17 protein-coding genes and 1 pseudogene are annotated in these 21,516 nt (G+C 53.3%); 17 read left to right on the forward strand and 1 reads right to left on the reverse strand.

The genetic code is table 11. The annotated features are described in order from the left end of the window. Window positions 1-65 precede the first annotated feature (65 nt). From polA to pflA, 10 genes and pseudogenes are all read left to right on the forward strand, one after another. Entirely contained in the window at window positions 66-2,729 is a 2,664-nt protein-coding gene (gene polA, locus F605_RS0108105) for a DNA polymerase I (protein WP_022865379.1), read from the forward strand. A gap of 224 nt (window positions 2,730-2,953) precedes the next feature. Further along, window positions 2,954-4,411, forward strand: a complete 1,458-nt coding sequence (gene rpsA, locus F605_RS0108110) for a 30S ribosomal protein S1 (RefSeq protein ID WP_022865380.1) — start codon at window positions 2,954-2,956, stop codon at window positions 4,409-4,411. Between the two features lie 173 nt (window positions 4,412-4,584). Next, the gene (locus F605_RS0108115) at window positions 4,585-5,076 is read left to right on the forward strand and encodes a hypothetical protein (protein ID WP_022865381.1); all 492 of its coding nucleotides are present in this window, start codon (window positions 4,585-4,587) and stop codon (window positions 5,074-5,076) included. 77 nt (window positions 5,077-5,153) lie between these two features. Next, a complete protein-coding gene (locus F605_RS0108120; protein ID WP_156005348.1) occupies window positions 5,154-6,665 on the forward strand; it encodes a hypothetical protein in 1,512 nt (503 codons plus the stop codon). A 118-nt stretch (window positions 6,666-6,783) separates the two neighbouring features. Next, complete coding sequence (coaE, locus tag F605_RS10555) at window positions 6,784-7,446, forward strand: dephospho-CoA kinase (protein WP_022865383.1); 663 nt, start codon at window positions 6,784-6,786, stop codon at window positions 7,444-7,446. A gap of 210 nt (window positions 7,447-7,656) precedes the next feature. After that, window positions 7,657-8,325 carry a queuosine precursor transporter gene (locus F605_RS0108130; RefSeq protein ID WP_027723718.1) on the forward strand — a complete coding sequence of 223 codons (669 nt, stop codon included), beginning with the start codon at window positions 7,657-7,659 and terminating at the stop codon, window positions 8,323-8,325. Continuing rightward, a complete protein-coding gene (gene tgt / locus F605_RS0108135; protein ID WP_040765527.1) occupies window positions 8,297-9,550 on the forward strand; it encodes a tRNA guanosine(34) transglycosylase Tgt in 1,254 nt (417 codons plus the stop codon). The genes F605_RS0108130 and tgt overlap by 29 nt, the downstream gene beginning before the upstream one ends. Window positions 9,551-9,690: 140 nt before the next feature. Beyond that, window positions 9,691-11,787 carry a formate C-acetyltransferase gene (gene pflB, locus F605_RS0108140; RefSeq protein WP_022865386.1) on the forward strand — a complete coding sequence of 699 codons (2,097 nt, stop codon included), beginning with the start codon at window positions 9,691-9,693 and terminating at the stop codon, window positions 11,785-11,787. A 93-nt stretch (window positions 11,788-11,880) separates the two neighbouring features. Further along, window positions 11,881-12,150 (forward strand): annotated as a pseudogene (grcA2, locus tag F605_RS0108145) (autonomous glycyl radical cofactor GrcA2); the annotation flags it as partial. Between the two features lie 114 nt (window positions 12,151-12,264). Further along, window positions 12,265-13,176 (forward strand): pyruvate formate-lyase-activating protein, encoded by a 912-nt coding sequence (gene pflA / locus F605_RS0108150; RefSeq protein ID WP_022865388.1) that lies wholly within the window; start codon window positions 12,265-12,267, stop codon window positions 13,174-13,176. Window positions 13,177-13,188: 12 nt separating this feature from the next. Here the strand turns inward: pflA and gluQRS are convergent, their stop codons facing one another. Beyond that, window positions 13,189-14,133: a tRNA glutamyl-Q(34) synthetase GluQRS gene (gene gluQRS, locus F605_RS0108155; RefSeq protein WP_040765540.1), complete on the reverse strand. Its 945-nt coding sequence runs from the start codon at window positions 14,131-14,133 to the stop codon at window positions 13,189-13,191. Window positions 14,134-14,202: 69 nt separating this feature from the next. Between gluQRS and thrS the strand changes: the two genes are divergently transcribed. The 7 genes from thrS to F605_RS0108190 all read left to right on the forward strand — a co-directional run bounded on the left by thrS (window position 14,203) and on the right by F605_RS0108190 (window position 21,492). Next, window positions 14,203-16,212 carry a threonine--tRNA ligase gene (gene thrS / locus F605_RS0108160; protein ID WP_022865390.1) on the forward strand — a complete coding sequence of 670 codons (2,010 nt, stop codon included), beginning with the start codon at window positions 14,203-14,205 and terminating at the stop codon, window positions 16,210-16,212. Between the two features lie 3 nt (window positions 16,213-16,215). Further along, complete coding sequence (locus tag F605_RS0108165; protein WP_022865391.1) at window positions 16,216-16,779, forward strand: HIT family protein; 564 nt, start codon at window positions 16,216-16,218, stop codon at window positions 16,777-16,779. Window positions 16,780-16,782: 3 nt separating this feature from the next. Then, complete coding sequence (gene pgsA / locus F605_RS0108170; RefSeq protein WP_022865392.1) at window positions 16,783-17,397, forward strand: phosphatidylinositol phosphate synthase; 615 nt, start codon at window positions 16,783-16,785, stop codon at window positions 17,395-17,397. Continuing rightward, window positions 17,398-18,348 (forward strand): phosphatidylinositol mannoside acyltransferase, encoded by a 951-nt coding sequence (locus F605_RS10560; protein ID WP_022865393.1) that lies wholly within the window; start codon window positions 17,398-17,400, stop codon window positions 18,346-18,348. Then, complete coding sequence (locus F605_RS10565; protein ID WP_022865394.1) at window positions 18,345-19,454, forward strand: glycosyltransferase family 4 protein; 1,110 nt, start codon at window positions 18,345-18,347, stop codon at window positions 19,452-19,454. The genes F605_RS10560 and F605_RS10565 overlap by 4 nt, the downstream gene beginning before the upstream one ends. 108 nt (window positions 19,455-19,562) lie before the next feature. Further along, window positions 19,563-20,903, forward strand: a complete 1,341-nt coding sequence (locus F605_RS11140; protein ID WP_022865395.1) for a PrsW family intramembrane metalloprotease — start codon at window positions 19,563-19,565, stop codon at window positions 20,901-20,903. A gap of 1 nt (window position 20,904) precedes the next feature. After that, complete coding sequence (locus F605_RS0108190; RefSeq protein WP_060920662.1) at window positions 20,905-21,492, forward strand: NUDIX hydrolase; 588 nt, start codon at window positions 20,905-20,907, stop codon at window positions 21,490-21,492. The last annotated feature ends 24 nt before the right edge of the window (window positions 21,493-21,516 follow it).

The raw sequence follows: 21,516 nt of genomic DNA on the forward strand, positions 1-21,516 counted from the left end.
AGCAACTATAGGCGGTTGCTGTGACAGTAAGGCCTTTCCTCTAGGATGGTTACCAGGAGGAAAACATGGCCGACAAGAAAACTCTGCTAGTAATCGACGGGCATTCCGCAGCTTTTCGCGCGTTCTACGCCCTCGACCCCGCAAATTTTCGTACCCAAGAGGGACAATACACTAACGCGGTATTCGGGTTCTTGCGGATGCTGGTCAAGATGCTGCAAGAGGAGCAACCCGACTATTTAGCGGTGGCTTTTGATGTTTCTCGCCATTCTTTCCGCACCGATGAATACCCCGAATACAAGGCCGGCCGCAAACCTACTCCGCCCGAATTTTCCGGACAAGTTGAACTGATTAAAGAGGCGCTAGCTCATCTGGGAATCACTACTTTAGAACAAGAAAATATTGAGGCCGACGATATTTTGGCTACTCTTGCTAGCCGAGGAAGTGCCGCCGGGATCCAGGTGTTGGTTGCTAGCGGGGATCGTGACACTTTCCAGTTATCAAACGAGCAGGTTACCGTGCTTTATCCTTCCCGCTCGATCACTGACCTGAAACGGATGACACCCGGGGCTATTGAAGAAAAATATGGGGTTCCGCCGCACCGGTATCCCGAGATTGCCGCCTTGGTGGGAGAAAAAGCCGATAATCTCCCAGGGGTTCCCGGGGTGGGGGAGAAAACCGCTGCCTCCTGGATAAATAAATATGACGGCCTAGAGGGAGTGATCGCCCATGCCGCCGATATTGGCGGTAAACGGGGGGAAGATCTACGCGCTCACCTGGAGGATGTTAAACGTAACCGGAAATTGAATGCGTTACTGACCGATCTGGATTTAGGAGTAGAGGTTACCGAACTCACCTTTGGGAAAGCCGATGCCGCGAAGCTAGAAAAACTACTAGACAAATTGGAGATTGGACAGGGTACCCGCCAGGTTTTAGCCAGTATTCCCGCCTTCGCCCTCGCAGCTAAGCCCGCGGAAAAACGCCCCGAAGTTAAACATATTGCTCCAGAAAAGATAGCTAACTGGATAGCTGACCTTAAGGGGTCGGTAGGGGTAATAGTCGAGGGAGTTACCACTCCTGGCAGCGGAGAGGCCACCCAGGTTACTTTGGCCAGCCAAAACGAAGCTGCCCTTATCAGCTTGATCGAAGATGACGTAGCAACTGTAGCCGCGCTGCGCCAGTGGTTGCAAGACCCTAAGGAGAGCATTTTCCACAACTGGAAGAGCGCCTGGCATGCGCTCAAGGGCGCGGGGATCAAGCTTGGTTTGCCTAGTTGGGACAGTGAAATCGGTGGTTATCTGCTAGACCCTTCTGCCCGCTCCTACGATATTGAGGTATTGAGCGGGAAAATTCTGGGGCATCCTTTGGTGGTTGCGGAAGAAGAGGCCGGCGGACAGACCGCCCTGGATTTTTCGGGTACTGCTAATACCAAGACCGCACAGATTGCGGCGGCTCTACCCGAGATTGCTAGCGGGGAAAAAGCGCGGTTAGCTACCGGACGCACTGAGCATTTATGGCTAGAAATGGAGCGGCCGATCGCCGAGATTCTTGCCCGGATGGAAGATACCGGAATTGCCCTCTCGGACCAGGTGCTAGGGGATTTAGAAAATGATTTAAGGCGGCAAACCGAGGACGCTATGCAGGCGGCCAGAAGGGAAGTAAATAGACCAGAGCTGAATCTTTCTAGCCCCAAACAGCTACAAGAAGTGTTATTTGACCAGTTGGGGATGCCGAAAACGAAGAAAACTCGTACCGGATACACCACGAATGCGGATGCCCTGGAGTGGCTGTTTAGTAAAACCCAGCATCCGTTCTTGCAGTATCTGTTGGCACACCGGGACTCAATCAAACTTTTGCAGACCGTGGAGGGATTGCAAAAGGCAGTGCAAGCTGATGGCCGGATTCACACCACTTTTAAGCAAACTGTGACTGCTACCGGTCGGCTCTCATCTGCCGACCCGAACTTGCAGAATATTCCGGTACGCTCCGAGACTGGGCAACGTATTCGGGAAGCCTTTGTACGCGGGGCAGGATTCGAAAACTTGATGAGCGTGGACTATTCCCAGATCGAGATGCGGGTAATGGCGCATATGTCCGGGGATCAAGATCTGATTGCCGCTATTAGGACTGGCGAAGATTTACACCGCACTATGGCGGCCATGATTTTCGGGATTCCCGCCGAACAGGTCGATGACCAGATGCGCTCGCAGGTAAAAGCCACTTCCTATGGTCTGGCCTATGGCCTATCGGCTTATGGGCTGGCGAATCAGCTGCGGATTGGCCAAAAGGAAGCCGAAAAGCTAATGGAAAGTTATTTTCAGCGTTTCGGCAAAGTTCGCAGCTATTTGCAGCAGATCGTGGAGGAGGCACGCGAACGGGGCTATACCGAAACCCTACAGGGGCGGCGTCGGCAACTGCCCGACCTCAGAAGCTCCAATCACACTTTGCGGCGCATGGCGGAGCGCGCAGCCCTTAATGCCCCCATTCAGGGCACGGCTGCGGATTTGATGAAACAGGCAATGATCCGGGTTGATCAGGAACTGAAGGAACAAAAGCTGTCTTCGCGGGTGCTACTGCAGATTCACGATGAATTAATCCTGGAGGTGGCTCCGGGGGAGGAAACGCAGCTGCGCGCCTTAGTAGAGGAAGCAATGTGTCATGCTGCGGAGCTGGCAGTGCCCCTAGTGGTCGGCATCGGAGTGGGAGAAAACTGGCGGAGCGCCGCCCATTAGGCAGCTGCGTATTGCGGTAGCGCAGAGCAGCTCCGGAACCTTCCGGCTCGCCCTCAGGGTCGATAACACTGTGTGATCGCCTACATTTTGCCAAAATACCCTCCGCAAGGGGTCTTTCAGCTGGAGCCGAAAGGGTTTTTGCTGATAGGCTCAACAAGGTTTCTCTTATGAGGAACCAAATTGTCCATATTGTCTATTAAGTCCGTTTTGGAGAAATTATCTCTATGACCACCTCTACTGAGCAGCTGGATCAAGTTGCCGTAAATGATATCGGTTCACAAGAAGAACTACTTGCTGCAATCGATAAAACTATCAAGTACTTTGGCGATGGCGACATCGTTACCGGTACTGTCGTGCGGGTCGACCGCGATGAAGTCCTCCTCGATATTGGTTATAAAACCGAGGGCGTTATCCTCTCCCGCGAACTATCCATCAAACATGATGTGAGTCCCGAAGACGTTGTCCAGGTGGGCGACGAAATCGAAGCCCTGGTATTGCAGAAGGAAGATAAGGAGGGGCGCTTACTGCTTTCGAAGAAGCGTGCCCAATACGAGCGTGCCTGGGGCGACGTCCAGAAGGTCAAGGAAGCCGATGGTGTAGTCACCGGTACCGTGATCGAGGTGGTCAAGGGCGGCCTGATTTTGGATATCGGTCTGCGCGGCTTCTTGCCGGCTTCGCTGGTAGAAATGCGCCGGGTGCGTGACCTCGCTCCCTACATTGGTCGCGAGCTCGAAGCCAAGATTATTGAACTGGATGAGAACCGCAACAACGTGGTGCTTTCCCGCCGTGCCTGGTTGGAGCAAACCCAGGCGGAGGTACGTACCCAGTTCCTGGATACCTTGCAAAAAGGCCAGATTCGTTCCGGCGTGGTTTCTTCGATCGTCAACTTCGGTGCGTTCGTGGACCTGGGCGGAGTAGACGGCCTGGTGCACGTATCGGAACTTTCCTGGAAGCATATCGATCACCCCTCCGAAGTGGTGGAAGTTGGTCAGGAAGTCTCCGTCGAGGTACTGGACGTGGATATGGATCGCGAACGGGTTTCGCTGTCCTTGAAAGCCACCCAGGAAGATCCGTGGCAGACCTTCGCGCGTACCCACGCTATCGGCCAAGTGGTGCCGGGCAAGGTAACCAAGCTGGTTCCCTTCGGTGCCTTTGTACGGGTCGAGGACGGGATCGAAGGCTTGGTACATATCTCTGAACTGGCGCAGCGTCACGTAGAGGTACCGGAACAGGTCGTTAAAGTTGGCGAAGAAGTATTCGTTAAGGTTATCGATATTGATCTGGATCGTCGCCGGATTTCGCTGTCGCTCAAGCAGGCGAACGAGGGCGTCGACCCCAATACCACCGAGTTTGATCCTTCGCTGTACGGCATGACCGCCGAATACGATGAAGAGGGCAACTACAAGTACCCCGAAGGCTTCGATCCGGAAACTAACGAGTGGATGGAAGGTTACGAGGCACAGCGGGAAGCTTGGGAAGAAGAATACGCCCAGGCGGAAGCCCGTTGGAAGGCTCACAAGGAGCAGGTGGCTAAGGCGCTGGAAGCCGATACGGAAGCCGCCGCTACCCGTCCGGATCCCGCAGAGAACGCTAGCTACTCCACCGAGAGTGAAGACTCGGCCGGTACTTTGGCTTCCGATGAAGCCCTAGCTGCTCTCCGCGAGAAGCTAACTGGCGAGTAAACAGTTAATCGCAGTTCTACCTAAGAACTGTGACGCTTAACTTTCAGGGTGGCCAGAAGCAGAATTGCTTCTGGCCACCCTGTTTTTTATAGAGTAGAGCCGTGAATGCTGGATATTTGCGCTGATTTTTCTATCTCCCGTTTTCCTTAACTAATGACAGGTAGCGTGAAACTGTGAAGCAGATGCCAGGCAGCGATGGTGAGGGCAAGAAGAGTAGCTCCTTGCCACCAAATGCGCAGCGGTCTAACCCCTATGGGCCTCCCGGTAAGATTCTGCCTGCCGGACAGCCGCCAACGTTTGCTCCCTCTCCTTATCCCCAGTCATACCAGGCAGGTGGTGCCGCCTATCCGCAGCCGGCAGCCCCGCCAGCGGCAGTACCGGCAGCATTTTCAGCGGCGTATTGGCAGCAGGGGGCGGGGAATTCCCCTAATCCAGAGGTTTCTTTTAACGCCAACTCGCCAGAGAGTAGCAATTCGACCTCTCAGAGATTACCGGTCGTGCTCTTGATAATCGGGATAGTAATCGCCTTAGCCTACCTGGTTTTCTTATTGCTGGTACTAGTAAAACCAGACATTCTGTCGTTAACTGCTTTCTCTTCACCCCCGGTTTCGATAACCGCTGAAGCGAAGCAACTGCTTGCTAGCAGCCCTATAGGGCTGTGGTGAATATCGGGTTAGAAGGTAGGTAGATAACGATGCTAGCTTCCCCAGCTTCCAGTAGCGGCGCTAAAAAGGGCAGTTTAGTGCTGCGTTTATTAGCGGTGCTAGTTGCCTTGGTGCTGATCGATCTGATGCTGACTATTTACCTGTTTGTTTTCTCTGATGGACCCGGTAAGCTGGGAGGGGGACTGAGTAAGGGAAAAACTCCCACTGTTTCCACAGTGATCGAAGTGCATAAGCAGATAAAAACCGATGCTTTTACTCCCTATGTTGCTGTCGAATCTAGTCCGGCCGTGATGGTCAAGGAGAGCCGAGACATCTGGCTAATTTTTATTACTAACGACGGGGCTAGTGCTCAACCTTTATCTGGGGAGGGGAAAGTAAAAAGGGAACCGTTTAGCTTGCCGGCCTGCGTTAACGGGCTGGCGCAACCCTATGAGGTATTCGGGGGACAGATAGTTTGCAAAGGAGCGTTAGGGGAGAAGGACACCCCGGCCTCGGCTACTAAAACCGGGGAATGCGCGGGAGAGGTCATCTACCATGACAGCCAAGTAACGGTGTGTGCTGAGCCTACCGCTAAACAAGCTAAAACGGTGCGCTATCTGCAAAAAGGCAAGAGCATCTGGGAAACTAGTCTGCCGGGGAAATCCGCCATAGCAGCCAATAGTAAATCCATTTGGGCAACCCGCATAACCGATAAGCAGGGGAAGATTAGTTACCAAAGATTTGATGTTCCCGGAGCCCCAGATCCGGGCAGTGAAAAACCCTCCGGCTGGGATGCGATTAAGAAGGTAGATTTCCAAAATATAACCCTAAGTAACATCACCATAGGTAGTGCCAAATATAACGATCTTCCCCTGAGCGGCGGCAGGTGGAGGGAGGTACCGGAGCGAGACATAGGACTAGCTCTAGGTATCAGGCAAAATGATAAGGTCTATGCCGATATCAATGGTGATGGCTACCTGGATTTCGCTCAGGTTCTTTATCATCAAATTTTCGGTGGAGAGATACCGGAAAGAGATGAGGGAGAACTTACTTTTCAAGGACGAGTTCACCAGATACTGGTCTGGATTTGGGATCCCCAAAGCCAGAAACCAAAAATGATGGATTCCCCTCTTATTTCTCCGACTATTGGACCCTACTGCGGTATGGGATACGACTCTGAAATCCCATTTGCAGCAGATCTGTCTACACCTGAAGGCTTGGGATTAATAGTTAAGTATCTTTACAGCCAGGCTAGCTGGAATGATGTTGTCGTTGAAGGCAAAGACATGGAGCAGTTAAGCCAGGTTTCCCGTAGTGAGGAAGGGGAATATCGGGTGGTTAAAGATAACTTGGTAAGAGTACTCGATGGAAGCTATACCGCGGTAGTACCCCCTGAGGCCTGCATTGAAATCCTGGAGGAAGACGAAGAGATTAACAATGTCCCGGACTTGTTGCCCTTCCGCGGAGCTGATTCCTCCCTGGCGATTTCTCCGAAAAAGTTTAAGAACGTCACTTACTGGTTCCCAGCGTGGAAAGATTCCGAAGGAAGTATCTTGTGGTATGCCTTTGATGAGTCCAAAGAGCACTACGTACTTGGTTGGTCAAAATAAAGCCGCTATCGCGTTAAGCCACTTTCTGGCAAGGTGCCAGTATATCCAGGCAGCTATTGGACGGTAGCACCAAGCTTTGCTCTTGGGTAGATAGGGATTCGCTCGGTAGGCTGGAATCGTGAGTGAACTATTGATTTACCGTAACCCGGATCGAGGAGCCCGCTGGGCAGCGGCCTCGCCTGCCAACGCTCTCTCTGTGGCAGTAACTGGCGGCATCGGTTCCGGTAAATCCACGGCGGTACAAACTTTAAAAGCCTTAGGCGCCAAAACTTGTAGCGCCGACGGACTGGCCGGGCAGGCTCTGGTGGATTTAGCTCCCGATATTGCCCGCGCTTTTGATCATCCCGAATGGGAAACCAGTGTTGACCGCCGCGCCCTCGCCGCGATCGTATTTAATAATCCCGATGCCCGCCTGCTCCTAGAATCCATAACTCACCCCTATATCGCGTTCCTTTCCGATCGTTTCTTTGCCTCCCTCACTCCGGGAGATATCGGCATTTACGATGTTCCGTTGCTAGCCGAGAATCCGAACGCGCGGGCTTTTGACGTGATTGTGGCAGTGACTGCGCCCCTTAAGCAGCGCTACCAGCGCCTGCAAGAGCGTTCCGGTTTAGAACCGGAACAAGTCGACGCCCGGATCGCCGCCCAAGCCAGTGAAGAACAGCGCCGCGCGATTGCTAACTTTGAACTGGTAAATGACACTACCCGCGAAGATCTGCGGCGTACGATTGCCTCGGAGTTATGGCCCGAGCTACGCCGCCTGGCCGATGGAGAAAACTGATTACGTAAGGAATCGACTTTTCCTCGTCCGGCATCGGTGCGGGCAGAGGTTTTTCCTCCCGCCAAGCCGATAAAAGTAACAGATAATACTCTGGGGCTAACTGGACGAGCACCCCGGGGAGGCTGCTAGATTGTACGGGTGACAACTTTAGAAAAATCTGAAAAATCTGTTCCCTCAAAGTCCCCAGCTCTCGACCAAGAAACCTCTTCGCTGGTCCGCGGTGCCGCCACTTTCGCGCGCAGCCCGCGCGGACTGTTTGATATTTGCGTTATTTTCTTTGTGGCGTTCCTGCTAATCGCCAATATCTGCGCCACCAAAGCCATCCAGATAGGGCCGATTGTTTTCGATGGGGGAGCCATTACTTTCCCGCTCACCTACGTCCTCGGGGACGTAATCAGCGAAGTCTGGGGACTGCGTGCCGCAAAACGCGCTATCCTTATGGGCTTCGTGATTTCCGTAATGGCCTCGCTGACCTTCTGGGTGGTGGGGATGCTTCCCCCCGAAGCCTCCTACCAAAATAACGAGGCATTCCAAAGCGTGCTGGGGTTTGTACCCCGGATTGTAATTGCTTCCATGGCCGGATACGTGTTGGGTAACTGGCTCAACGCCTACGTGTTGGTGAAAATCAAAGAGCGGTGGGGCGAGAACAATATGTGGGTGCGGCTAGTGACCTCTACCTTGGCGGGCGAACTGGTAGATTCCATTGTTTTTTGTACCATCGCGTTTGGGGGAATCATGAGTTTCTCCCAGTTGCTGATCTATATTTTCCTGGGCGGCTACCTGTATAAATGTGCAGTAGAGATTCTGTGTCTACCCTTTACTTATCTGGTTATTTCCCGGGTAAAGAAGCATGAGGGGTACGGACTTGACCTTCACTAAAGTAGCCGAGCTACCCGGCAGGCGGGGACGAGCCGGTATTATTCATACCCCGCACGGTGATATTCCTACCCCTGCCTTTATCCCGGTGGGTACCAAGGCCACGGTGAAAACGGTGCTGCCCGAAACTATGAAACAGCTGGGCGCAGCGGCGATTCTATCGAATGCTTATCACCTCTACCTGCAGCCCGGCCCGGAAGTTATTGACCAGGCAGGAGGGCTCGCTCGCTTTATGAACTGGAACGGCCCGACTTTTACCGACTCGGGCGGATTCCAGGTGCTCTCCCTAGGGTCAGGCTACAAGAAAGTACTTTCGGGAGAGTTTACCGGCTCAGGGCGCGCCGATCACACGGTGGCAGAAAGGAAAGAGCGCCACGCGCATGTAGATGACGAGGGCGTGACTTTCCGTTCCCATCTAGATGGTTCCCGGCATCGGTTTACTCCCGAAGTGTCCATGCAGATCCAGCACCAGCTGGGTGCCGATATTATGATGGCCTTCGATGAGCTCACCACTTTGCTGAACTCTCGCGAATACCAGGTGGAATCCCTAGAGCGTACCCGCCGCTGGGCGGAGCGCTGCCTGGTCGAACATGACCGCCTCACCCTCGAGCGCGCCGATAAGCCCTACCAAATGCTGTATGGGGTTATCCAAGGGGCCCAATATGAAGATTTGCGCCGCAAAGCTGCCCGTGACTTGTCGGCAATGGAAGTGACAGGGCGCAGCTTTGACGGGTTTGGCATCGGCGGCGCTTTTGAGAAAGAAAATCTGGCCACCATCGTGGATTGGGTTTGCGAAGAACTTCCGGAAGATAAACCTCGCCACCTGCTGGGACTGAGCGAACCCGACGATATTTTTGCCGGGGTAGAAGCCGGGGCAGACACTTTTGACTGTGTAAATCCCTCTCGGATAGGGCGTAATGGCGGACTCTATGGACGCTATGGGCGCTTTAACTTGACTCGCTCTGAATTTAAACGCGATTTTGCGGCTCCAGTGGCGGGATGTAACTGTTACACCTGCCAAAACTACTCGATTGCCTACCTGCATCACCTGTTCAAAGCGAAAGAAATGTTGGGCTTTACTCTGGCGTCTATTCACAACGAATACTTCACGGTACAGCTGGTACGCGGGATTAGACAATCCATTATTGAGGACGACTATCCGGAATATAAACAGCGCGTCCTCGGCGACTTTTATGGGAGGCAGCCGCTGCGTTCCCACTGGGGATAATAGCAACCTGAGTCTAATCTATGACTTAGATTGCACTTGTCTGTTTGAGGGTGTAGGAGCGACTTTAATTTGAGAAAATATATCTGTAACAAATAAGTACCCTTACTGGCAGCGATCCTGCCGGAGGAGCTGAATAATTGATGTCTACTACCGTAGAGAATTCAACGGATAATGCGTGGCGCACTTTTGTCCAGGGGAAATGGAATAAAGAAATCGATGTTCGCGATTTCATTCAAAAGAACTATACCCCCTACCAGGGCGACGCAGCTTTCTTAAGCGGACCGACCTCCAAAACCCAGAAACTCTGGCAAGCGCTAGAGGAAAACTATCTTTCAATAGAACGTCAAAAACGAGTCTTCGATGTTGACACCGACACTCCGGCCGATATTGATGCTTTCGGACCCGGATACATCAGCGAAGAAGATGACGTAATCGTTGGTCTGCAAACTGATACCCCCTTAAAGCGAGCGATGATGCCCAACGGCGGATGGCGCATGGTCGAAACCGCCATTAAAGAAGCCGGAAAAGAAATTAATCCGGAAGTAAAAGAAATCTTCACTCGTTACCGCAAAACCCATAATGACGCGGTATTTGATATTTATACTCCCCGAATTCGGGCGGCTCGATCTTCCCACATCATCACCGGTTTGCCCGACGCCTATGGACGCGGCCGGATTATCGGTGACTATCGACGCGTTGCCCTATATGGGGTAGACCAGCTAATCGCTTGGAAACAGGAAGATAAAGACAAAGTCGCCGACAAGCCCTTTAGTGAACATTGGGCGCGCTACCGGGAAGAACACTCCGAGCAGATCAAGGCGCTGAAGAAGCTAAAAGCCATGGCTGCCAGCTATGGCTTCGATATTTCTGGGCCGGCGAAGAACGCTAAAGAGGCCGTGCAATGGACTTATTTCGGCTACTTGGCCGCGGTAAAAAGCCAAGACGGAGCCGCCATGTCTATTGGTCGTCTCTCGGCTTTCTTCGACTGCTATTTTGAGCGTGATTTTGCGGAAGGCACCCTAGATGAACAGGGCGCCCAAGAAATCATTGACGCCCTGGTAGTTAAACTGCGGATCGTGCGATTCCTACGCACCGAAGCCTATGACCAAATCTTTTCCGGCGACCCCTACTGGGCTACCTGGTCAGATGCGGGTTTCGGGGAGGACGGACGTACCCTCGTTACCAAAACCTCCTTCCGGCTTTTGCAGACCCTAATAAATCTGGGGCCGGCACCCGAACCCAATATCACTATTTTTTGGTCCCCGCGTTTGCCGGAAGGCTATAAAGAGTTCTGCGCCAAGATTTCCATCGAAACTTCCTCTGTCCAATATGAAGCCGATGATCAGATTCGTCGGCAGTGGGGCGATGACGCTGCTATTGCCTGCTGCGTTTCCCCCATGAGGGTCGGCAAACAAATGCAGTTCTTCGGCGCCAGGGTAAACGCAGCTAAAACCCTGCTTTACGCGATTAACGGTGGCCGCGACGAAGTAACCGGCAAACAAGTAGTGCCCGGATATGAAGGTATCGTTGGCGACGGTCCCCTGGACTTCAATGATGTGTGGGAACGTTACGAGAAAATGCTGGACTGGGTGGTGGGCACCTATGTGGAGGCGCTCAACATTATTCACTACTGCCATGACCGTTACGCTTACGAATGCCTAGAGATGGCTCTGCATGACAGCGATATTGTGCGCACCATGGGCTGCGGAATCGCGGGACTGTCGATTGTGGCTGATTCCCTATCGGCTATCAAATACGCCAAGGTCACCCCAGTACGTGACGAAACCGGCTTGGTGGTGGACTACCACACCGAAGGGGACTTCCCCTGCTACGGAAACGACGATGACCGCGTCGATGACATCGCGGCCACCATCGTGCACACGGTAATGGCAAAGATCAAAGAGATTAAGCTCTATCGGGATGCCATTCCAACCCAGTCGGTACTCACTATCACCTCCAATGTGGTTTACGGTAAAGCCACTGGGGCTTTCCCCTCCGGACATGAGGCTGGAACCCCCTTTGCTCCCGGCGCCAACCCGGAAAACGGAATGGATTCGCATGGGATGCTGGCCTCGATGCTCTCGGTAGGCAAACTGGATTACCATGACGCATTGGATGGTATTTCTTTGACCAACACCATCGTGCCCTCCTCGCTGGGACGAACCAAAGAGGAACAAATCCAGAACCTGGTGGGGATTATGGATGCCGGTTTCATTCCCCAAAACTCTTCCTGCTGAAAAACTCTCTGCCCGAACAGGCTCCCGGCGCTTTTATTAGGCGTACACGCAGCTGGTTGGGGCAGAAAAAGAACTAGAAATAATCAAGAAACAAACAAAATAGGAGAAACCATGAGTGTAAAAACTTTTGATGAGCGGCTCGCTTCTATGAAAGCCAATCGTGAAGCCCGCGGGGGAGTGCAAGGTCTCTACCACGCCAATATCAACGTGCTAAATCGCGATACTTTAGAAGATGCAATGAAAAACCCGGAAAAATACCCCCAGCTAACGGTGCGAGTTTCCGGCTATGCAGTTAACTTTGTGAAGCTAACTCGCGAACAACAGCTAGACGTTATTTCTCGTACCTTCCACAACAAGCTTTAAAATTTAATTTTCTGCGCAGGGCGGGTGTCCTCCTTCTGTAAGGAGATGCCCGCCTTGCCTGTAGATAGAACCAGGTAAGCTAAAGATAGGAATAGATAGGGCGAGGCGGGATTAATGGAGAAAACTGGCGGTGTCGAAAATATCAACGTCAGTGCTGATGGGATTACCGGAGAATATGCTCCCGAGCCGTTAGAAGAGCAAGTTCCTCGTACGCGCGGTTCCGGTTTAGGAGCGCTAAGAGAAGCCCCCGAGATGAGCCACTCCCAGCACAACCAGGTCGTCCGCGAAGGCAAGCTAGCTTCAGTGCACTCCTGGGAACTGGTGACTGCCGTAGACGGCCCCGGTACTCGGCTTACCCTGTTTTTATCTGGCTGCCCGCTGCGCTGCCAGTACTGCCACAACCCGGATACTTTCCAGATGCGTTCTGGGCATGCAGTCACCCTTAACGATGTGTTTAAGCTGGTAAAACGTTATCGCGCTATTTTTAAGGTCACCGGAGGGGGACTGACTATTTCTGGGGGCGAAGCCTTAATGCAGGTGAGTTTTGTGCGGAACCTGCTGCGACGCTGTCACCAGGAAGGTATCCATACTTGCCTCGACACTTCGGGATTCTTAGGTGCCAATCTGGCCGATGCTGATCTAAAGAATCTGGATCTAGTTCTTCTGGATGTTAAAAGCGGAGACGAAGCCACCTACCACGAAGTGACTGGGCGCCCCCTTGTCCCTACGATTACTTTTGGCGATCGCCTAGCGGAAGCCAAAGTCCCAGTGTGGGTGCGTTTCGTGTTGGTTCCTGGCCTTACCGATGACCCAGAAAATATTGCAAAGGTAGCACAGATAGCCCGGCGTTGGCCAAACCTGGAACGACTCGAGATCCTACCCTTCCATCAGATGGCTCGGGACAAATGGGAAAACCTAGGGTTGAACTATCAGCTAGCAGATACCCCGGTGCCCACTAAAGATCAGGTAGAGGCAGCAAAAAATATCATGCGTGAGCAAGGTATCCAGCAGGTGTTTTCGTCCTAAACCGCGGTTTCCCTAGCGAGGGGGAAGAAAACGCCAATCTTCCCGGCGCATTTTCGACAGCTCAAACTGCTGGCAGAACTGTCTAGCGGTTTTCACTGGAGCAAACCCAAGGGAACTAGAAAGCAACCCCAGAATCTCAGCGCTATTTACCCCGCGTTGACCGAGTTCGGTCAAAGTAACTGCCCCATCACGTTTAGCTAAGCGCTCACCCTTCTGATTAAGCACCAAAGGAACATGCACCCATGAGGGCGGGGTAGAGCCTAATAACTGATGCAGGTAGTTTTGCCGGGCAACCGAAGACAGTAAGTCCCGGCCGCGGCACACCTGAGTTACCCCTTGATAGGCATCATCGACTACACAAACAAAGTTATAGGAAAACACCCCATCAGAGCGGCGGAGCACAAAGTCATCAACCAAGCCAGTCTGCGGCCCGTAAACCGCATCTATGAAGGGCAAAGATTGCTGGTTAGTGCGCAGGCGAAAAGCAGGGCCGCGTCCTTTCGCTGCCAATTCTTCCCGCTTCCGCGCGCGCTCGGTCGGGGAGAGACTCCGGCAATAACCCGGATAGGCTCCCGGCGGAGTATGCGGGGCCGAAGCAATTTGTGATAACTCCCGACGCGAACAGTAACATTCATAAACCAGCCCTGCTGCTTCTAACCGCGCAAACGCCTGCTCATAACGGCTGCGGCAGTTGGACTGCACCAAAGGATCTCCGTCCCAATCAATCCCGAGAGCCGCTAAATCTGCCAGTTGCAGGTCGCGGAAAGGCTCACGGGAGCGGGCATCTAAATCCTCAAAACGCAGCACGAAACGGCCGCCGCTTTGCCGAGCGAGCGCCCACCCGATGAGGGCGGTGCGCAGATTCCCCAAATGCAAAGCGCCAGTGGGACTGGGCGCATATCGACCAACGAGCGTGAAACTGCCCTCCGCTAGTAGGGTAAGTAGAAACGGCTTCATTTTAATCGCAATGAGCACGTAGGTAGAATAGCCAGGTAATAACTTAATCCGTAACTAGGAGGATCAAACGTGGCAGCACAGGCAGCAGGGCTAATCAACGTCCAGATTGCAGGAGAAACTAAAGAGGTAGCTGCCACTAGCACCGGCCTGGATTTGTGGGGCAAAGACCGCAGCATCGTGGCCATGAACGTAGATGGGCAGCCCTGGGATTTAGCACGTACCTTGCCCGAGGGTGCCCAGGTAGAACCAATTACCGCTGATAGCGAAGCGGGACTAGAAATTATTCGCCACTCCGCTACCCACGTCCTCGCCCAAGCGGTGCAACAGGTTTATCCCGATGCCAACCTGGGAGTAGGCCCTTACATCACTGACGGTTTTTACTACGATTTCGGCAATATCGATCCGGTAACTCCCGAGCTGTTAAAAGATCTGGAAAAACGGATGAAGAAAATCGTGAAAAGCGGGCAGCGTTTTGTGCGGCGGGAAGTAAGCGATGAGGAGGCCCGCCAGGAACTCGCAGATCAGCCCTACAAATTGGAACTGATTGAATCCAAAGGTCACGGGCCTGACCAAGCGGAAGGTGCCAGTGTAGAGGTAGGAGCCGGAACCCTAACCATTTATGACAATATTGACCGCTCCGGCCAGTGTGCCTGGAAGGATCTCTGCCGCGGCCCGCATGTGCCTAACACCCGCTATATTGGTAACGGCTTTGCCCTGACCAAGTCGTCTGCCGCCTATTGGAAAGGCGATCAAGCCAATGATCACCTGCAGCGCATCTACGGCACCGCCTGGGCCAGTAAAGATGATCTGGTTGCCTATCAAACTCGGATTCGCGAGGCCGAACGGCGTGACCACCGCAAACTAGGGCGCGAACTAGACCTATTCTCCTTCCCAGATGAGATTGGCTCCGGCCTGCCGGTATTCCACCCCAAAGGGGCGATTATCCGCAACGAAATGGAAGAATATTCCCGCAAACGGCATATCGAATCCGGATATTCCTTTGTTTACAGTCCCCACATCACCAAGGCGGATCTGTTCAAAACCTCTGGACACCTGGATTGGTATGCAGATGGCATGTATCCACCGATGCACCTGGATGAAGAACGCGACCAGGCCGGAAATATCACCAAGCAGGGGCAAGATTACTATCTGAAGCCTATGAACTGTCCCATGCATAACCTAATTTTTGCTTCCAAGGGGCGTTCTTACCGAGAATTGCCGCTGCGGCTTTTCGAGTTCGGTACCGTGTACCGTTACGAAAAATCCGGGGTGGTGCACGGACTTACCCGCGCCCGCGGATTCACTCAAGACGATTCCCACATTTACTGCACTCGCGAGCAGATGCGCGATGAGCTGGCCAGCCTGCTAACTTTCGTCCTCGATCTGTTAAAAGATTTTGGGCTAGAGGATTTCTATCTGGAGCTGTCCACTAAGAATCCCGCTAAGTTCGTAGGTGACGATGACACCTGGGAAGAAGCTACCCGCACTTTGGAAGAGGTGGCGACCGCTTCCGGGCTGAAACTGGTTCCGGATCCGGGCGGGGCCGCCTTCTACGGACCGAAGATCTCGGTACAGGCTAAGGATGCGATTGGGCGCACCTGGCAAATGTCTACTATCCAGCTGGACTTCAACCTGCCGGAACGTTTCGACCTCACTTACACCGCTGCCGATGGTTCCCACCAGCGTCCAGTGATGATTCACCGCGCTCTCTTCGGTTCCATAGAACGATTCTTCGGGGTGCTGCTGGAACACTATGCGGGTGCTTTCCCCGCCTGGCTTGCCCCTGTCCAGGTACGCTGCGTACCGGTAGCCGAAGCCTTTAACGATTACCTATTCGAAGTCGCCTCCCAGTTGCGCAAACAGGGGGTGCGGGTAGAGGTCGATACTTCTGATGACCGCTTCGGCAAGAAAATCCGTAACGCTTCCAAAGATAAGATCCCCTTTACCCTGATTGCCGGGGGAGAGGACGCGGAGGCGGGGGCAGTTTCCTTCCGTTACCGGGATGGCAGCCAAGAAAACGGGGTGCCGATCGAGGAAGCAATCAATAAGATCACTGCCGCGATCGCAGAACGGAAATAGCTAATGACCTCGCCGGATTATGGTGCGCTGCCGACCGAAGATTCTCGCAGCTTCGGGGGAGTTCCTGATGCTTTCCAGCGCCTGTGGACTCCCCACCGCCAGGTATATATCTCGGGTGAAGAACGCCCGATGACTAAGAAAAGTGAGGACTGTCCTTTCTGTGCTGCCCCTGCTCGCAGCGACGAGGACGCCCTGATTGTTTACCGGGGTGAAAAAGTTTTCGCGCTCATGAATCTCTTCCCCTACAACTCGGGGCATATGTTGATCTGTCCCTACCGGCATATATCTGAATATATTGACCTGGACGAGGACGAGCGTGCCGAATTCGGGGAAGTAACCGCGCAGGCGATTAGGACCTTGAAAAAGGTGGCGAACCCCGCCGGTTTCAACCTGGGGATGAATCAAGGGGAAGTCGCCGGCGCGGGTATCGCCGGACACCTGCATCAACATATTGTTCCCCGCTGGGCAGGAGATGCTAATTTCTTCCCGCTAATCGCCCGTACCAAAGCGGTGCCCCAGCTTTTGGGTCAGGCCCGCGAACAGTTAGCTAGTGGCTGGCAGGGGTAGTTAATGCTTGGAAACCATGGAAGAGGTCTCGCCCGTGCTATTTTTACCTCCCCGGCAAGGCTGCTAGCCAAAATGGGGGTGACCCCCAATATGGTCACTGTTGCCGGCACCATAATCAATATGGCACTGGCTATAGGGCTGCTGGCACGCGGCTATTTAGCGCTGGGGGGAATCCTGATTGGCATCACCGCCTTTGCCGACTCTCTAGATGGGGTGCTTGCGCGGCTTACTAATCGGACCAGCGAGTTTGGGGCGTTCCTTGATTCCTCCATGGATCGACTCGCCGATGGTGCTATTTTTGGTTCCCTGCTGTACTGGGCTATCACTGGAATGGCTCCAGGCGGCATCCGCACCGCTACTATTATCGCCGCAATTTGCGCGCTAGTGGGAGCAGCGGCGGTTCCCTATGTGCGCGCCCGCGGGGAAGCCCTGGGGGTGGTTGCCAAAGTGGGGATTGGGGAACGCACCGATCGCCTGGTAGTCGCCCTAGTAGGGGCAGGCATAACCGATCTGGGGGCCCCGGAAATCTGTTTTCCGGTCGCCCTGTCCTGGGTAGCTTTCGCAAGTTTTGTGACCGTGGGGCAAAGAATCCTTTACGTCAGAAAGCATCTGAAGTAAGTGAAAACTGGGATATTTTCGAGTGCGGCACTTGCGCGGACAGGCTTAAAACTGCTGTCTAAAGTACCACTTCCCCTAGCCCAGATAATCGGGAATCTGATTGGCGAAGTGCTCTACCGGATAAATACTTCCGGGGCTGAGCAATACCGGAAAAATCTGCGACATTTAGGGATCGCAGACAACAAAATCGAAGAAACTGTGCGGCAGGGACTAAAAGGCTATATGCGGTTATTTTCCGAAACCGCTTTATTAGGGGCATTCTCTCATTCCCAACTTCTGGCGCGCGTACGGATTGGCGGGGATCGCGAATCCTTGCTGGAGGACTGCGCCCGCGGCAATGTTTGCTTAGCACTTACCCACTCGGGAAACTGGGATTTAGCGGGTTACTTTGCCAGCCAGGAAGTAATACCGGTCCTTACGGTGGCAGAAAAAGTAAAACCGGAAGCGCTGTTCCAGGCGTTTACCCGAGTACGCCAACAGGCTAATATGCGGATAATTGCGGTCACCAAAGGGGAAAAGCCTTTCTCTAACCTAGTGGCAGCCGCGGCGGAAGGACACTATTTGATTCCTCTGCTCGCTGACCGGGATATTACTGGCAGGGGGGTAGAAGTTACCCTGGGAAACTCAAAAGCCCTAGTAGCAGCGGGTCCGGTCGCCCTCGCCCAGAAAATTAATGCCCCGCTTTACTGTGGACATATCTCTTTGGAAAAGTTAGGACGGGCCCGCAGGGGAGCGGCTAGTTCCCGCTGGGGCATAGTGATAAATATTTCCGGTCCCATAAAGCCGGATAGAGTAGAAAATATGACCAAAGAATGGGCTAGCAGAGTGGGGAAAATGATTTTGGATTCCCCCGAGTCTTGGTTCATGCTGCAAAAATTGTTTGTAGCTGATTTAGATCCGGAGCGATTAGCGCGGGCTCGTCAGCACGTCAGGCAGGAGAGACAGTCATGAAAATCGGAATCGTTTGTCCCTATGCTTACGACGTGCCAGGGGGAGTACAGTTTCACGTACGTGACCAGGCAGCAGAACTGCGGCGACGCGGTCATAAAGTTTCAGTATTCGCCCCGGTAGAAACCGAATATAGCGAGGACGGGTTCGTAAACGCCGGAAAAACTTTTGCGATTCCCTATAACGGATCCGTAGCTCGCCTAGCCTTTGGGCCGCGAGTGGCAGCTCGCACTCGCCAATGGGTGACCACCAGTGATTTCGATATTTTACATGTGCATGAACCAGCCACGCCCTCGGTATCTCTAATTGCGCTGCAACATGCACGCTGCCCGGTGGTGGGGACTTTCCATGCTGCCTTGGAAAGATCTTTGCTTTATACCCTGGGTAAACCGGTGGTGCAATCGGTAAAAGAGAAGCTCAGCGCGCAAATCGCAGTCTCTGAGGAGGCGCGGCGCACGCTGCAACGTTATCAAGACGGAGACGCTACCGTGATTCCTAACGGGGTTGACTTCCCCGCGTTCGCTGGGGCAAGTGCGAGTCCCAAGTGGCAACAGAGCGAAGAATCGCCAGTGTTCTGCTTCTTAGGACGCCTAGATGAACCTCGAAAGGGACTGTCAATTCTGGTAGAAGCGATTCCACTGGTGTTAGAAAAATATCCTGCCGCTCGCTTCTTAATCGCCGGTCCCGGCACCGCTAGTCGAGCTCGCGCTGCCCTAGAGCCGTTTGGAAGTAGCGTAGAGTTTTTGGGCGCGCTGAGTGAAGAAGAAAAAAAGTCGCTTTTTAAGTCCGCTACCGCCTATATCGCACCCCAAACCGGGGGAGAGTCCTTCGGGATTGTACTGGTAGAGGCGATGGCAGCTAACTGTCTGGTGGTTGCGTCCTCGATTCCCGCATTTTCGGCGGTATTAGAGCAGGGCAGGCTGGGTAAGATCTTTACCTCCGAGGACGCAAATTCGCTGGCTGAAGAACTGTTGGCAGTATGCGAAAACAGGGAAGCAGCCTCCCAGCTAGCTAGTTGCGGACACCAAGGTGCAAAGCGTTATGACTGGTCGAACGTAACTGACCAAGTATTAGCGGTTTATGAACACTGTAGGGAAGGAAAAGCATAAAGACTGGGAAAGCCAGCGCTAGTCAGTTTTGTGATTGTCTAGAAGAGGAAAATAATCTCCCAGTTTCGACAAGTTAGACTAGGGTTAGCCCAAAAAAAGGAGGACTAGGTGAGCCAATCGAATTCCGGGTATCTGCCGGCTGCCTCTATTCCGCCTGAGTCTGACGCCAGTTACCCTCCGGTTACTGAACAGCTAGTTGCTAGTTACAGCTTTGACGCCCGCAGTTTGCCTGCGGATCCAATGATTCCGCATCCTGCTGTTTCCCAACGAGTTTCCGCCCAACCGCTATTGGTAGATCCGGGAGCAGAAAAAGCGAGCAGACGTTCGCGTCTGCGCTCCTTCCCCTGGCTGGAAGTAATGTGTTTGTTAGCAGCCGGGGGTGGACTTACCTATTTGGCAGTTTTTGTTTCTTCGGAAGAATCCATCACCACTACCATAGGCGCCGTAATTGCTGCCTTGTTACCGATGGCGATCGTAGTGATCGTAATGGTGTGGCTTGATCGCTGGGCGCCAAAACCGTGGTGGCTACTAGTAATAGCGTTCCTTTGGGGAGCGGGGATCGCTTCCGTCTGTGCTTTGGGGCTCAATACCTTTTCCGGGGAAAAGCTACAGTCGGTAGATTTTGGTCCCACTCCTTTTCAATCTTTTGGTCTTTTGGCTACCATCGTGGCTCCGATAGTTGAAGAGTCCTTAAAAGGTCTCGGGGTAGTAATCATTATGTTGGCCAGGCGTCGCTCGATAAAAAGTCCCCTCGATGGGGTGGTGATTGCCGGCATCCTGGCCGCGGGCTTTGCTTTCACGGAGAACGTGCTTTATTTTGCCCGTTTTTACGAACAACTCCCGGTAGTTTTCTTTATGCGGGCGATGCTGGGACCCTTTGGTCACACCGTTTACACTTCGATTTTTGGCCTCGCGGTGGGGATGGCGCTTACCCGCATTGCCTCACCTAAAATGCGGGTCATTCTGCCGGTTTCTGGTCTGGTTTCCGCTATCTGTCTTCATGCGGCCTGGAACGGACTAGCCACTTACTCGGCGTTGCTATTTGTGGTTTCCTATGTGTTTTTCTGGGGACCGATGTTCATTACTTGGCTAGTGATTAACCTGGTGGTGTCGGTGCGGCAACGCAACGCCATCGAAAATGGTCTCCAAGCCTATATCGCGGATGGTTGGATTGATGTTCGCGAATCACAAATGCTCTGTTCCCTTTCGGGTAGGCGGCGAGCTCGGCGTTCAGCGCGCACTATTTCACCTGCTGCTCGTCGCGCACTCTCGGAATTCCAACAGGCGGCGACAGTTTTGGCGCTTAACTATGTAGCCAGTTCTCACCGCGGCCTGTCTGAAGGAATCAAAAAAGAGAATGAGGAAACCGTTAAGAAGTTACTGGCGGCTCGCAGGCATTTTGCCGCTGCCTGCACCGCAGTCGGCGCCTATCGGATGGGGCGGGCCTAAGGTGAGCTCCGGTTTTCGAGTGCCGCGTCCCCTCCCGAATCCTTTTCCGCCTAACGGAGAAAATCCGCTCGGTTCAGACTGGCCAGTCGATGCCGATGGTTACCCCGGTCGCTACGCTGCCCGCATCATTGCCTTCGATAGCTCGCAACGCATCCTCTTAATCAGTGGCCACGATTTTTCTGATCCCACCCATCGCTGGTGGTTTACCCCCGGAGGTGGGATAGAAGGCGGAGAAACCCCCGAGCAGGCAGCCCTGAGGGAATTTAAAGAAGAAACTGGAATCACTCTTGACCGTGAACAGCTGCAAGGCCCGGTGCTTTACCGGGAATCTTTACTAAAGTTCCGCAAACTTTGGGCTATCCAGGCAGAACATTATTTCTTAGTGCGTTTAAGCGCAGACGCTCCTCGGGCTTTCCCCGCCCAGTGGACGCCCTCGGAAAAGCAACTTTTAGAAGATATCCGCTGGGTTGGCCTGGGAGAACTTGCGCACTTAGCCCAGCGGGAAACTATCTATCCCAAGTGTCTGCCGAAACTGGCAAAGCAGTGGGCTTTCGATTGGGATGGATGTCAGAAGACCGTCTACGATTAAGGCTATTTAGACGGTTAGGGTGCA

This window comes from Varibaculum cambriense DSM 15806 (genome assembly GCF_000420065.1).
GTDB lineage: Bacteria > Actinomycetota > Actinomycetes > Actinomycetales > Actinomycetaceae > Varibaculum > Varibaculum cambriense.